The organism is uncultured Sunxiuqinia sp. (assembly GCF_947495665.1).
Classification (GTDB): Bacteria; Bacteroidota; Bacteroidia; order Bacteroidales; family Prolixibacteraceae; genus Sunxiuqinia; species Sunxiuqinia rutila.
Genome location: NZ_CANLZV010000004.1, coordinates 117,662 through 131,994, shown reverse-complemented (window position 1 = coordinate 131,994; position 14,333 = coordinate 117,662). Strand labels below are relative to the sequence as shown.

The following is a 14,333-nucleotide window of genomic DNA, read 5'->3' as shown; positions in this document are numbered from 1 at the left end:
AAGCGAATGATACAAATTAAGAAATTTACATTTAATCCGATACAGGAGAATACTTACGTGTTGTATGACGAAACCGGAGAGTGCATCATTGTTGATGCCGGTTGCTTTTTCGATTATGAGCAGCAAGAGCTGGATCAGTTTATTCAGGAAAAGCAATTGAAGCCGGTTAAGTTGGTCAATACCCATTGCCATTTCGACCACATATTGGGGATTAATTATTGCCGGAGTAAGTATAACATTCCGTTCTATGCGCACCAGGAAGATGCTTTTCTGGTGGAAGCCATCACCGAGCATGGAGATCGGTTTGGGGTACCTGTAGAACCTGTTGATCCGGCTGATCACATCTTAACCGAAGGGCAACCGGTTGTTTTTGGGAAGTCTTCGTTGGAGGTGATTCATGTGCCGGGCCACGCTCCGGGGCATGTCGTACTGCATCAACCCGATCAGCAATTCATGCTGGTAGGTGATGTGTTGTTTTACGGAAGTATTGGCCGTACCGATTTACCCAAAGGGAATTTTGAGCAGCTGGTTGGAAACATCAAAAACAAGTTATTCAAATTCCCGGATGAGACGGTGGTTTACAGCGGACATGGGCCGGAAACCAGCATTGGATTTGAGAAAAATAGCAATCCCTTTTTAGTGGACTGAACGCACTAGTTGCGGGTAAAAATCATTTTTTTATACACATCTTCCAGCTAATATTACAGCAAACTTCAGATATAAAAAAGAAAAAATGGGAAGTGATAATTTTGCAACACGCCATATTGGTCCTCGGGAGGAGGATATCAAAAGTATGCTGGAAACCATCGGTGTTTCCTCTCTTGAAGAGTTAATTGATCAGGCTGTGCCGGCCAATATCCGGTTGGAAAAGCCATTGAAGCTGAAGGATGGACTGACGGAAAGAAAATATTACCGTCGGATTCACGATTTGGCTAAAATGAACAAAGTGTTCAATACCTATATCGGGATGGGGTACTACGACACCATTACGCCCGCTGTCATTCTGCGGAATGTTTTGGAAAACCCGGTTTGGTACACTTCCTATACACCTTACCAGGCCGAGATTTCTCAGGGGAGGCTGGAAGCTTTGTTGAATTTTCAAACCATGGTTTGTGAGCTGACGGGGATGGAACTGGCGAATGCCTCCTTGCTTGATGAAGCGACTGCAGCAGCCGAAGCCATGGTGATGATGTACAATGGACGGTCCAGAGCTAAAGCCAAAGCCGGTGCCAATGTGGTTTTGATTGATGAAAATATGTGGCCGCAGACATTGGAAGTACTTCAGACACGAGCCATGCCGTTAAACATTGATTTGAGGATTGGTGCTATTGGTGACTTTGCTTTTGATGAGCAGGTTATTGGAGCCATGTTGCAATATCCGAACGCCAATGGCGAAATTTTGTCTTATGACAACTGGGTGGAACAGGCCCATGCTGTGGATGCCAAAGTGGCTGTGGCGGCAGATTTGCTTAGCCTGGCCTTGTTAACACCTCCGGGAGAATGGGGAGCCGACATTGTTTTTGGAAGCTCACAACGCTTTGGCGTACCTATGGGCTATGGAGGTCCGCATGCCGCTTTCTTTACAGCCCGTGCCGAGTACAAGCGGATTATGCCCGGCCGAATCATTGGCGTTTCAAAAGATAAGCATGGTAATCATGCTTTACGCATGGCTCTGCAAACACGTGAACAGCATATCAAACGCGAAAAGGCAACTTCTAATATCTGTACAGCCCAGGCGCTGCTGGCTACGATGGCCGGTTTTTACGGGGTGTATCATGGTCCGGAAGGAATCCGTGGAATTGCCGAACGGGTGCATGCCATCGCTGTTTTGCTGGACAAGCAAATAAGCGCACTGGGCTACCAGCAGTTGAATCAGAATTATTTTGACACCATTCGTTTTGCGCTGCCCAAGCACGTTAAACGCGAAGACATTGAGTGGCTTTCGCATGAGCTGGAAATGAACTTCCGTTATTTTGAAAATGGGGAAGTTGGTTTAAGCATCGACGAAACCACCAACCTGGAAGATATTAACTGGATTATTGAGGTGTTTGCCAAAGCTGCAAACAAACGTTATCCGCATATTCTGGACTATCCGGAAGTGTGTGCGATTGATGCGGCCTTTTTGCGCCAGTCTTCATTTATGAAGCAGGAGGTGTTTAAAAAGTACCGTTCGGAAACCGAGATGCTGCGCTACATTAAAAAGTTGGAGCATCGTGATATTTCTCTGGCACACTCCATGATTCCACTGGGCTCATGCACCATGAAACTGAATGCAGCAACCGAAATGTTGCCACTTAGCTGGTTTGAGTTTAGCAGTATTCACCCTTTTGTGCCTAAGAATCAGGCTCGCGGCTACCATGAAATGATGGAGGAGCTGCGACGTGATTTGGCTGAAATTACTGGTTTTGCTGATGTGAGTCTGCAGCCAAACTCAGGGGCAGCTGGTGAGTACGCCGGATTAATGGTAATCCGCCAGTACCACCTAAGCCGTGGAGATGATCATCGGAATGTGGTGTTGATTCCCGCCTCGGCGCATGGAACCAATCCGGCAAGTGCCGTAATGGCCGGGATGAATGTTGTGGTGGTGCCTTGCGATGAAAAGGGAAATGTGGATGTAGAAGCTCTTCGTCAGAAAGCGGAAGAATATAAAGATACCCTTTCAGCTTTTATGGTTACTTATCCGTCAACGCACGGGGTGTTTGAAGCATCGATTGTAGAAATGTGCGAAATCATTCATCAATATGGTGGTCAGGTTTACATGGATGGTGCCAACATGAATGCGCAAGTGGGCTTAACCAATCCCAAGCGGATTGGTGCCGATGTTTGTCACCTGAATTTGCATAAAACTTTTGCCATTCCACACGGTGGTGGTGGTCCGGGTGTTGGCCCTATTGGAGTGGCCGCGCATTTGGTGGAATTCCTGCCATCGCATCCGGTTATGAATAATGGACATGTTGGAATTTCAGCTGTTTCGGCAGCGCCATGGGGTAGTGCCTCTGTGCTGCCTATTACTTATGGATATATTAAAATGCTGGGCGCTGATGGCTTGACCAAGTCCACAGAAATTGCCATTTTGAATGCCAATTATATTGCCAGTCAGTTGAAAGATACATACGGCATTTTATATGTTGGAGAAAAGGGACGGGTGGCACACGAAATGATTCTGGAGTGCCGTCATTTGAAGGCAGATTCAGGAATTACCGAAGCTGATATTGCCAAGCGTTTGATGGATTATGGCTTCCATGCACCAACGCTCTCATTTCCGGTTCATGGTACTTTGATGATTGAGCCAACCGAAAGCGAATCGAAAGAGGAGCTGGATCGTTTCATTGAGGCATTAAAATCGATTTTCGAAGAAATTCAAGCCATCATCCGGGGTGAATCGGACAAGGAAGACAACCCGCTGAAAAATGCGCCGCACACGGCTGATACCGTAACAGCTGACAACTGGGAGCATGCTTACAGTCGCCAGCAGGCAGCCTTCCCGTTGTTGTGGCAAAAAGAAAATAAATACTGGCCACCAGTTGGCCGTGTAGACGATGCTTATGGTGATCGCAACTTGATGTGTACCTGCGATCCGATAGAATCTTATCAATAGTTACTTGATCATGACTGCTGTTTCGTATCTTTACAGCAGTCATTTTTTTTACCATGATAGTATATCCGATTGCCAAAATTAATTTGGGTCTTTTGGTTACAGAGAAACGACCCGATGGATTTCATAATATAGAGACCGTTTTTTACCCTGTCCCGATTCAGGATGCCTTGGAAGTGGTCGAATCTGACGCTTTTAGCATTGTAATTTCAGGGATTGATTTGAAGGAAGACTTTGAAAAAAATCTGGTTGTGAAAGCCTATCAGTTGCTGAAAACGGATTTTCAGTTACCTCCGGTGAAAATTCATTTGCACAAGAATATTCCGGTAGGAGCGGGTCTTGGCGGAGGTTCGTCGGATGCAGCCTACATGCTGCTTCTTTTAAATGAGCTTTTTCAACTGAAGCTTTCCGAAGAGCAATTGTTGGCTTATGCCTTGCAATTGGGGAGCGATTGTCCGTTTTTTATTCGCCAGAAACCGGCTCTTGCCCGTGGTCGCGGGGAGTTGCTGGAAGAGGTTCATCTGAATTTATCTGACTACTACCTGGCTGTTGTAAAGCCTCCTATCCATATTTCTACCCCGGAAGCCTATAAAAATATTGTACCCGGAATGAGTAGAATGTCCCTGAAAGCTTTGATTCTATTTCCCGTTTCAAAATGGAAGGGCAACCTTCAAAATCAATTTGAGCAGGTTGTCTTTGAGAAGCATCCTGAAGTAAAGGCCATCAAAGAAAAATTATACCAGCTGGGAGCCACTTTCGCCTTAATGTCCGGAAGTGGTTCGGCGGTGTATGGTCTTTTCCGCTCCGAGAAGAAGAATCTGGCGGCTCATTTCCCGGATGATTACGAAGTGTTTAGCCAGGAATTATAAGGATTTTAAGATTTCATTAAGATTAAACTCAGAAACTTTAACAGTCTCGTTCGTAACTTTTGCTCTTTTCGTGAGTCTTTTGATTAGAAAACAATTAGAAACACACACGAAAGTCTTGAAGCTATGAAACGATTCGTTAAACAAATTTTAGTATTGGCTCTTTTTGCTGCTGTTTTGGCGGGCATGCAGAGTAGAGCAAGGAGCGATTTGATGAAAGCAGAAGTTGAGCCGGCATTGGAGCTCGAAAGCTGGATGGTGGATGAGTTTTTCTGGAACCGGGGAACAATGGACTGGACTCCGGCAATTGATCAGACGCTGGCACTTGAAGCCTGGATGGTGGATGATAACTACTGGCAATAGAACAAGAGGGGATGCCCGGCGGTTGAAAACAAATAAAAAAAGGGGCTTAAGCCCCTTTTTTTTTATAATGGTTTGATTTCAAGCATCAAATGTTTCTTCGGAATTTTCTCTCCCGGTTTAACATGCACTTTTACAATTTGGCCATCAAATGGCATTTGAACGTTGTTGTGCATTTTCATCGCTTCCAGGATCAACAGGCTATCACCTTCTTTCAGTTTTTCACCCGCTTTTACATGCACATCAATGATGGTGCCTGGGATGAATGAATAGATAAGGTTTTCATCGGGGGTTGCCCAAATCGGTCTGTTCCGGTATTTGCGCGTGTACTCAGTCAAGTACTTTGCGCTATGAACGATTATCGTTTCGTATTTCTTTTCAGTCATACTTCTTGTTTTAATTTAAAATGGAGGAATTCCGTGCTTTTTGCTTGGTCCGCTCACCGCTTTGTTCGCAGACACTTGCAGGGCGTGAAGCAACATTTTGCGGGTATCTTCAGGTTCGATAACCTCATCGATGTATCCTCTTGCTGCTGCCACATACGGGTTGGCAAATTTTTCTTTGTACTCCTCAATTTTAACCTGACGCATGGCATCCGGATCTTCTGCTTCGCTGATTTCCTTACGGAATACGATGTTCGCAGCTCCTTCAGGGCCCATAACGGCAATTTCGGCTGTAGGCCATGCAAATACGAAGTCGGCACGCAGGTGACGCGAGTTCATGGCAATATAACCTCCACCGTAAGCCTTGCGGATAATCACGGTGATTTTTGGAACAGTGGCTTCACTGTAAGCATACAGAATTTTTGCACCATGGCGAATTACACCGGCATGCTCCTGGTCAACGCCCGGAAGATAGCCTGGTAAGTCTTCTAAAGTGATGATTGGGATGTTGAAAGCGTTACAGTAGCGAATGAAGCGGGCTGCTTTATCCGAGCTGTCGCAATCCAATACTCCGGCCAATACTTTAGGCTGGTTGGCGACAAAACCAACTGTTTCTCCGTTCAAGCGACCAAATCCGATAACGATGTTTGGAGCAAACAATTCCATGATTTCAAAGAACTCAGAATCGTCGGTGATGGCTCCAATAATGTCACGAATGTCATAAGGCATTTTAGGATCGCCGGGAACGATATTCTCAATTTTTGTCTTCTTCTTCGGAAGTTGAGGCTCAATTTTCGTTGCTTTTTGCTTGTTGTTCCATGGAATGTAAGCCATCAATTTCTTGATTTGATCAAAGCATTCCAATTCGCTTTCAGCATAGAAGTGGGCGTTCCCGGTCACTTCAGCATGAACTTTAGCTCCTCCAAGCTCTTCCATGGAGATTTCCTCGCCAAGTACCGTTTTGATGACACTTGGTCCGGTAATAAACATTTTGGAGATGTTATTTACCACAAATACAAAGTCAGTTAAAGCAGGAGAGTATACGGCTCCACCGGCGCAAGGGCCCAGAATAACTGAGATTTGAGGGATCACACCAGAGGCCAGGGTGTTGCGGAAGAAGATTTCGCCATAACCTGCCAGGGAGTCAACACCTTCCTGAATACGGGCACCACCAGAGTCGTTGATACCGATTAAAGGCACGCGCATTTTAAGGGCGTGATCCATGATTTTTGTGATTTTCCGGGCGTGCATTAAGCCCAGTGACCCACCGGCTACGGTGAAATCTTGTGCAAAAATACAAATCGGAGAACCATGAATTGTTCCTGTTCCGATGATGACACCATCGCCATGCAATTTTTTCTTTTCCATGTCAAAATCGCGGCCAACGTGCTCAACAAACAGGTCGTACTCGTGAAATGAACCCTCGTCAAGGATGTATAAAATACGTTCGCGGGCCGTGAGTTTCCCCATGGCTACTTGCTTCTCAATGGCTTTTTCACCACCACCTTTGAGAACTTCACTTTTCCTTTTTCGAAGGTCAAGGATATTCCGTTTCAACGACATATCATATAGTTTTAATTAAAAAAAATGTCTCGTTTTTGTTTGAGACCGTTATGATTTTGTGTTTAGTTTTATGTTCTTCAACGGGTCAAAATTAGAACTTTTTCAAACACATTACTACATTTTTAAAACATTTGATGTTAGCTCTTACGAGAGAGTTAATATTTGGTTTTGAACAATTTGATATATCGTTTGAAGGTTCGCTTAGCGGCTTCCCCATTTGTACATGTATGCGGCCAGTGCACCGAAAAGGATGTTAGGGATCCATGCGCCCATCAAGGGGGAAACGGCTCCTGACAGTGCAAAAACGGTGGATATTTGCATAAACATGATGTAGGTGAAGGCTTGCAGAATTCCTAAGCCAAGATGAAGGCCAAGTCCTCCTTTTACTTTTCGCGAAGCCAGCGATGCTCCGATGATCGTCAGGATAAAGGCGGAGAAGGGGCCTGCAAAACGCCGGTGTTTTTCAATTTCAAATTCGGTGGTATTCACCCCGCGCAGCTTCATGTCTTTAATTTCATCATTCAGGTCAGGCAGTATCATGGTTTCCACAACATTTTTCATGACCCGGTAGTCTTCAGGTGTCATATTTAAAGTGGTATCCAGCTTGGTACCGGTGTCGATGGTTTCCGTGTAGCCGTCAATATCGCGAATGACATAATTATTAACGGTCCACTTTTTATCTTCCCGGTCCCATTTGATGTAGTCGGCTTCAAGCTTCGACTTCAATTTTCCTTCTTCAAACTTTTCAATGGTAAACTTATACCCCACATCATTGGAGGTATTGTAGCTTTGCATATAAATAAAAACGCCCGGAGAGAGTTGTCGGTGAATGTTTCTTTCCAGGTAGTTTCGGGGCGAATCGATATAGGTGCTTCTGAATTCGATCCTTTTTTTATTCGACGGCGGAATAATGTAGTTGCCCAGTGTGTAAGAGAAAAGTGCAATCATAAAGGCCGAAACCATGTACGGACGCATGAGCCGGGCATAAGAAACGCCGCTACTCAAAATAGCAATGATCTCCGAGTTGTAGGCCATCTTCGAGGTAAAGAAGATGACGGCAATGAATGTAAACAGCGCGCTGAATAAGTTGGCGTAGAAGGGAACGAAATTCAGGTAATAGTCAAAAATAATGACGTTGATAGGCGCGTCTTTCGAAATAAATTCGTCCAGGTTTTCCGAGACGTCAAACACCATGGCAATGCTGATGATTAGTGCAATGGAGTAAAAGAATGTTCCGAGAAACTTCTTTATGATGTAAATGTCAATGGTTTGCAGTCTGGGTATTTTCATAGGGCCCACTAGTTTTCTTTATGCTGAAAAATTTATAATCGCCTGCCAAGTTTTTGAACCAGCTCTTCTTTCCACTCTTTGAAGGTGTTTGCCAGAATTTGCTGGCGGGCTTCCTTAACCAGCCACAAGTAAAAGGCCAGGTTATGCTGGCTGGCAATTTGTGCACCCAGCATTTCATTAGAAACAATAAGGTGACGTAAAAAAGCCTTCGAATAGTGCTGGTCCACAAAAGAAGTGCCATCGGGGTCAACCGGAGAGAAATCGTTGGCCCATTTCCGGTTCTTAATGTTGATAATGCCGTTTTTCGTGAACAGCATACCGTTTCGCCCGTTGCGGGTAGGCATTACACAATCAAACATGTCCACGCCACGATCAATGGCTTCCAGAATGTTGATGGGGGTTCCAACGCCCATCAGGTAGCGGGGCTTTTCTTTGGGCAGAATCGGATTAACCACATCAATCATGGCGTACATGTCTTCCTCGGATTCGCCTACCGACAATCCGCCAATGGCATAACCATCACTGGGGATGGAGCTGACGTGTTTGGCAGCCGCTTCCCGAAGATCCGGATAAACGGCCCCCTGAACGATGGGGAAAAGGGATTGCTGGTGCCCGTAAAGCGGGCTGGTTTTTTCCATTTGGTTGACACAACGCTCAAGCCAGCGTTGGGTTAGTCCCAGCGATTTTTTGGCGTAATCGTAATCAGCATCCCCTGGCGTACACTCGTCAAAGGCCATGATAATGTCGGCGCCGATCTGACGTTGAATGTCAATGACGCTTTCGGGCGTAAACAAGTGACGCGATCCGTCAATATGAGACTGAAATTTAGCTCCTTCTTCGCTTAGCTTGCGGATGTCTCCCAGTGAAAAAACCTGAAAACCGCCACTGTCGGTCAGAATGGGGCCATCCCATCCGTTAAATTTATGCAGGCCGCCAGCCTCTTGAATGATCTCGGTTCCGGGGCGCAGATACAAATGGTAGGTGTTTCCAAGAATGATTTGTGCTTGAATATCGTCTTTTAATTCTTTAACATGAATTCCTTTGACTGATCCGGCTGTTCCAACCGGCATGAAAATAGGTGTTTCAATTGCCCCGTGGTCTGTTTCCAATCTTCCAGCCCGGGCTTGGCTGTTAACTGCTTGATGTTGAAGCGTAAAGTCCATGCATTAATTTTTGAGTGCTCAAAGATAGGCATAAAAGTTAAACCACCAGAAAGCCACGCTTCTGGCTGGTCATTATTTTAATTTAAAAAAACGGAATTAAATGTGTTTGATTGTTAAATTTGCGAGTAAAATCTGAACATGAACTGCGACTTCTTTAACCGAACAACGTTGGAATGGATTGCCCCGGCCATTTTCTTTGGAGCTGTGGTGGTTGAGTTGTTCTTTCTATTGTTTTTCTATCTCCGTTTGTTGTTGATAAAAAAAACATCACCGCAACAGGCAGAGCGGTCGGTGAGTGTTTGCCTGGCGGTACGTAACGAAGAAGAGCGCATTGAAGCGGTGCTGACGCAGTTGCTGGAGCAGGATTATTCGAACTATGATGTGATTGTGGTGGATGATTTCTCCGAAGATTGCACCATTCAGAAGGTCGCTCAGCTGGCCAAAAAATTTCCCCGGTTAAAATTCACCTCTATTTGTCAGGAAACCAATTTCTCTGAAAAGCTTTCCATCAATCTGGCGATGAAAGCCTCCAACTCGGAGTTGGTATTGTTTGTAAGGCCCGACAGTCATCAGATTAATCGGCAGTTTCTGAAAAAGGCGAATGAACAGGTGGGCGATTCAAGCTTGCTGATTAATTACACCAATGTTTTGGCACAACGAAATGTGTGGAATAAACTGTGTCGATTGGAGCGTTTTTCTGCTTTCTTAAGCTCGGCTGCCTATTCATTGGGAGGTTTGCCTGTTATTTATCAGGATAGTAACGTGCTTTTTCAACGGGCCATTTATTTTAACCAATCTGGCTTTAAAGGGAAGATGAACGACCATTTTGCTAACCTGGAATTGGTTTTGAATGCTGCGGTCAAGAAGAAGGTAAAGGTTTCTGTGGATACTGAAACCTGTGTACGGGAAAATACCGAGACGGAATCGAGCGATTTTTCAGCTTTAATAAAAAAGAAAATTTGTCTGAACCGGCAGTTGCGATTTGGAGCCCGGTTGCTTCATGGGCTGGCCGATGTCTTTAAGTTACTGTTTGTCGGACTAGGGACCTGGCTGTTAGTTGTGGAGCCTCAGAATTGGCCGTTTTTTGTAATTCCAGCCTTTTTTGTCCTTTTTTTACAACTTTTTATTGTCAAAACTATGTCAGCCCGTTTGAAGGAAGATAAAATCTTTTTATCTTCGTTTGTGTACGTTTATATCAGGCCGATAATTAGTTTGTTGCATGGTATAAAAATTTACATCCATCATAAACGAAATAAATGGAATTAAATCCTAATTTGTCCGATAAGGCCCAACAGGATTACGCGCTAGTCGAGTCCGCCTTGGAAGGAGATGAAAAAGCGTTTGCAAAGCTGTTGAGTAAGTATAAGGATGCCATTTATTTTATGCTCCTGAAAATGGTCAATAATAAGAACGATGCCGAAGACCTGACCATCGAAGCTTTTGGTAAAGCATTTAAAAATCTGCATCAGTATTCACCTAGCTACGCCTTTAGTACCTGGCTGTTTAAGATTGCCTCAAACAATTGCATCGATTTCTTGCGTAAGAAGAAGGGCGTGCACGTTTCGATTGAAAGCAATCCGGAAAGCAATGAAAATGAGCAGTCGGTTCGACTCAAATCGAAAGACCCGAACCCGGAGGAAAAACTGATTCGTATTCAAAAGGCCATTTTACTACGTCGCATCGTTCATAAACTAAAACCGCGCTACCGCACCTTGGTGGAACTTCGTTATTTTCGTGAATATTCGTATGAGGAAATTGCAAAAGAGCTAAATTTGCCGCTCGGAACAGTAAAAGCTCAGTTGTTCAGAGCACGGGAAATGCTTTTTAAAATGATTGAATCTACCGAGATTGATGATCAGGAAGAGTAAGTTCGTAGCTTGCAGCTTGTTTATTTTGTTTCGAGGCTAAATTGAAGACATCTTCAAGGGTCAGCGGTTTTGTAATTTTATTATACGCATATTCTATGGAAATCATCACGAAATATTTTCCGGATTTAACAAGTCAGCAACAGGAGCAATTGTCACAATTGGGAGCATTGTACAGCGAGTGGAACGAAAAAATTAATGTCGTTTCCCGCAAGGACATCGATCATTTGTATGAGCGCCATGTACTGCATTCGTTGGCCATTGCCAAATACATCCGGTTTGAACCGGGAACCTCCATCATGGATGTTGGAACGGGAGGTGGTTTCCCGGGCATTCCATTAGCGATTCTTTTTCCTGAAACCAATTTTTTTCTGGTCGATTCCATTGCCAAGAAGATTAAAGTGGTTGAAGGAGTGAGCCAGAGTCTGGGCTTAACCAATGTTCGGGCGGAGCAGAACCGGGCAGAAAAAGTGCCCGGGCAATTTGACTTTGTTGTCAGCCGGGCGGTCACTGCTTTCCCAAAATTTGTTTCGCTGGTGCGCAAGAAAATCAGTAAGGTTCAGCATAATTCATTAGCGAATGGTATTTTATACCTGAAGGGTGGCGATTTTGACGATGAGCTGGAAGCCTTCAGGAAAAAGGTATCGGTTTACCCTTTGAGTGACCAATTTGAGGAGGAGTTTTTTGAAACGAAAAAGCTGATTCATTTACGACTCTAATTTCATGCAATACCGCTGGCTGTGGCATGACCTTGGCTGTAACGCAGGAATTGCTGCCAGCGAAGGATTGGACTGACTGACTATAAAAATGTTGCTGGAACCCGAGCCGGATGAAGAATTCGTATGAAAACCCGTGAAAATTCCTGACAATATTTTGGAAGGAATCAAAAAAGAATTATTTTTGCAGTCCAAAATAAGCGAGAGTACATCACACATAAAAATATTGACAAATGAAAAGGACATTTCAACCATCTAACAGAAAGCGCAGAAATAAACATGGATTTCGTGCGAAAATGGCTTCTGTCGGCGGTCGCAAAGTTTTGAAATTGCGTCGTGCGAAAGGAAGAAAGAAATTGACTGTTTCTGACGAACCACGTCATAAGCGTTAAGACACTGAAAAAACTTAAATACATTGAAAGGTGAAGAATAACTATTCTTTGCCTTTTTTTGTTGGGCCATGTTGAATAGGTCAGCCGAAAGATGCCGGGAGACCGAAGTTGGTTGGCAGGCTTGAAACTATCCTCCGAGCGGGTATGAGTTGACCAAAACGTTAAGCTGATAACCCATTGTGCCAGATATTCGGATTAAATTTTAATCGCATTTCCACATACTAATTTTTAAGCTATTTTTGTTTCATAAGAAGATTAAATGCTTACCCTATGAGTTTTAAGGCGTACCTGGCAAGTAAGAGTTTCTGGATAAGTGTCTTACTGGCAATTGTTATTACGGTGATGCTGTTGTTGATCACCATATTCGGATTGCGAATTTATACCAACCATGGTGAAGCTTATGCCGTACCCGATTTTTCGGGCATGCAGCTTGAGCAAGTGAAAATGAAAGTGGTGGAGGATGAGTTGCTTTTTGATGTCGTGGATTCCTTGTACATTAAAGATGCAGCGCCTGGAGCAGTCATTGACCAAGTGCCTGCAGCCGGAGCCATGGTGAAGCGTGGACGTACTATTTTTTTGACCATTTGCGCGTCTAAACCGGAGCAGGTTGCTATGCCCAAACTGACCGATATTTCGTATCGTCAGGCCATGAACCTGATGATGAGTTTCGGCTTGAATGTTGGGAATGTGGATTATGTGCCTAGCGAGTTTCCAAACCTGGTGTTGGAACAGAAACTTCAAGGGAAACCGGTGAAACAAGGAACCTTGGTCAACAAGGGGGCTAATATTGATTTAACGGTGGGGCAAAGTCGCTTTGGTGAAGCTACTGAAGTTCCGGATTTATTAGGTGTTCGGCTGGATCAAGCCACTGAGTTGACTGCAGTGTCGTTCCTGAATTTGGGAGCAATTATTTATGATGACTCTTTTGAAACGGCTGAAGATAGTGCCAGCGCACGTGTGTGGCAGCAACGTCCGGCCCCGGCCCCGGGCGCAAAAATTGAGCAGGGAGCGTCAATCGATATCTGGTTGACCGTGGATGAGGAGAAACTAAAGTTGGAAGAAGAAGAGGAATTTTAAGGATGGTTGAAGATAAAAATACAGACTTCAGTGAAGAGCTGGATGAGTCGGAAGAAGGTGCTTTGTATGAGCACTATAAGCTGATGGTAGATGCCGGGCAGAAATTGCTTCGGGTGGATAAATTTCTGGTAAACCGGATCGACAATGCTTCGCGAAGCCGGATTCAAGCGGCGGCCGAAGCCGGTAATATTCTGGTTAACGGACAGGCTGTCAAGTCAAATTATAAAGTTAAGCCTGGGGATGAAGTGGCCATTGTAATGGATTTTCCCCGGCGTGAGTTGAAGATTATACCGGAACATATTCCTTTAGATATTGTGTACGAAGACGACCAGTTGCTGGTGGTCAATAAGCAGCCTGGTTTGGTGGTTCATCCCGGACACGGGAATTACAGCGGAACATTGGTTAATGCCCTGGCCTATTATTACCAGGACCTGCCGCTTTTCAAAACAACAGATCCGCGTCCCGGACTGGTACACCGCATTGATAAAAATACTTCGGGCTTAATGGTGGTCGCTAAAACCGAATTGGCCAAAGTGAAGTTGTCTCAACAGTTTTTTGATAAAACAACGAAACGACAGTATGTTGCGTTGGTTTGGGGAACACCCAAAGAACCCACGGGCACCATTGAAGGAAATATTGGGCGCAGTGTGAAAGACCGGCAGGTTTTTACCGTGTATCCTGAAGGGGAACATGGCAAACATGCGGTAACACACTACAAGGTTTTGGAAGAGCTGGGCTATGTTACCCTGGTTCAGTGCCAGCTGGAAACCGGCCGTACGCACCAGATCCGGGTACATATGAAATACCTGGGGCATCCGCTTTTTAACGATGATACCTATGGTGGCAATCAGGTACTACGGGGAACCACTTTTGCCAAATACAAGCAATTTGTACACAACTGTTTTAACGTGTTGCCTCGCCAGGCCTTGCATGCCAAAACACTCGGGTTTATTCACCCGGTAACAGGCGAGGAAATGCTTTTCGATTCCGAATTGCCGGAAGACATGAGCCAGGCGATTGACAAATGGCGTGCTTACATTGCTAACAGAAATATTGATTAACG

14 protein-coding genes are annotated in these 14,333 nt (G+C 44.7%); 10 read left to right on the top strand and 4 right to left on the bottom strand.

The features are described from left to right. The first annotated feature begins 6 nt into the window (after positions 1–6). The 4 genes from Q1A18_RS07040 to Q1A18_RS07025 all read left to right on the top strand — a co-directional run bounded on the left by Q1A18_RS07040 (position 7) and on the right by Q1A18_RS07025 (position 4,824). On the top strand, positions 7–648 hold the full coding sequence (locus Q1A18_RS07040; RefSeq protein WP_299578231.1) for an MBL fold metallo-hydrolase: 642 nt from the start codon (positions 7–9) through the stop codon (positions 646–648). An 85-nt stretch (positions 649–733) separates the two neighbouring features. Beyond that, entirely contained in the window at positions 734–3,598 is a 2,865-nt protein-coding gene (gene gcvP, locus Q1A18_RS07035) for an aminomethyl-transferring glycine dehydrogenase (RefSeq protein ID WP_299578230.1), read from the top strand. Between the two features lie 53 nt (positions 3,599–3,651). Continuing rightward, positions 3,652–4,464, top strand: coding sequence for a 4-(cytidine 5'-diphospho)-2-C-methyl-D-erythritol kinase (ispE, locus tag Q1A18_RS07030; protein WP_299578229.1), 813 nt, complete (start codon positions 3,652–3,654; stop codon positions 4,462–4,464). A 123-nt stretch (positions 4,465–4,587) separates the two neighbouring features. Continuing rightward, entirely contained in the window at positions 4,588–4,824 is a 237-nt protein-coding gene (locus tag Q1A18_RS07025) for a hypothetical protein (protein ID WP_299578228.1), read from the top strand. Between the two features lie 62 nt (positions 4,825–4,886). On the opposite strand, the gene Q1A18_RS07020 is transcribed toward Q1A18_RS07025, so the two are convergent. The 4 genes from Q1A18_RS07020 to tgt form a co-directional block, all read right to left on the bottom strand. Next, complete coding sequence (locus Q1A18_RS07020) at positions 4,887–5,207, bottom strand: biotin/lipoyl-containing protein (protein WP_299578227.1); 321 nt, start codon at positions 5,205–5,207, stop codon at positions 4,887–4,889. A gap of 15 nt (positions 5,208–5,222) precedes the next feature. Further along, positions 5,223–6,767 carry an acyl-CoA carboxylase subunit beta gene (locus Q1A18_RS07015; protein WP_299578226.1) on the bottom strand — a complete coding sequence of 515 codons (1,545 nt, stop codon included), beginning with the start codon at positions 6,765–6,767 and terminating at the stop codon, positions 5,223–5,225. Between the two features lie 201 nt (positions 6,768–6,968). Further along, positions 6,969–8,057 carry an LptF/LptG family permease gene (locus Q1A18_RS07010; protein ID WP_299578225.1) on the bottom strand — a complete coding sequence of 363 codons (1,089 nt, stop codon included), beginning with the start codon at positions 8,055–8,057 and terminating at the stop codon, positions 6,969–6,971. 32 nt (positions 8,058–8,089) lie between these two features. Next, positions 8,090–9,220 (bottom strand): tRNA guanosine(34) transglycosylase Tgt, encoded by a 1,131-nt coding sequence (gene tgt / locus Q1A18_RS07005; protein WP_299578224.1) that lies wholly within the window; start codon positions 9,218–9,220, stop codon positions 8,090–8,092. A 138-nt stretch (positions 9,221–9,358) separates the two neighbouring features. Between tgt and Q1A18_RS07000 the strand changes: the two genes are divergently transcribed. From Q1A18_RS07000 to Q1A18_RS06975, 6 genes are all read left to right on the top strand, one after another. After that, positions 9,359–10,486, top strand: a complete 1,128-nt coding sequence (locus Q1A18_RS07000) for a glycosyltransferase (RefSeq protein WP_299578223.1) — start codon at positions 9,359–9,361, stop codon at positions 10,484–10,486. Next, the gene (locus Q1A18_RS06995) at positions 10,477–11,088 is read left to right on the top strand and encodes a sigma-70 family RNA polymerase sigma factor (protein WP_299578222.1); all 612 of its coding nucleotides are present in this window, start codon (positions 10,477–10,479) and stop codon (positions 11,086–11,088) included. The genes Q1A18_RS07000 and Q1A18_RS06995 overlap by 10 nt, the downstream gene beginning before the upstream one ends. Before the next feature lie 95 nt (positions 11,089–11,183). Continuing rightward, entirely contained in the window at positions 11,184–11,804 is a 621-nt protein-coding gene (gene rsmG, locus Q1A18_RS06990) for a 16S rRNA (guanine(527)-N(7))-methyltransferase RsmG (protein ID WP_299578221.1), read from the top strand. Between the two features lie 230 nt (positions 11,805–12,034). After that, positions 12,035–12,193 carry a 50S ribosomal protein L34 gene (rpmH, locus tag Q1A18_RS06985; RefSeq protein ID WP_299578220.1) on the top strand — a complete coding sequence of 53 codons (159 nt, stop codon included), beginning with the start codon at positions 12,035–12,037 and terminating at the stop codon, positions 12,191–12,193. Positions 12,194–12,463: 270 nt separating this feature from the next. Beyond that, on the top strand, positions 12,464–13,270 hold the full coding sequence (locus Q1A18_RS06980) for a PASTA domain-containing protein (protein ID WP_299578219.1): 807 nt from the start codon (positions 12,464–12,466) through the stop codon (positions 13,268–13,270). Between the two features lie 2 nt (positions 13,271–13,272). Then, positions 13,273–14,331: an RluA family pseudouridine synthase gene (locus tag Q1A18_RS06975; protein ID WP_299578218.1), complete on the top strand. Its 1,059-nt coding sequence runs from the start codon at positions 13,273–13,275 to the stop codon at positions 14,329–14,331. The last annotated feature ends 2 nt before the right edge of the window (positions 14,332–14,333 follow it).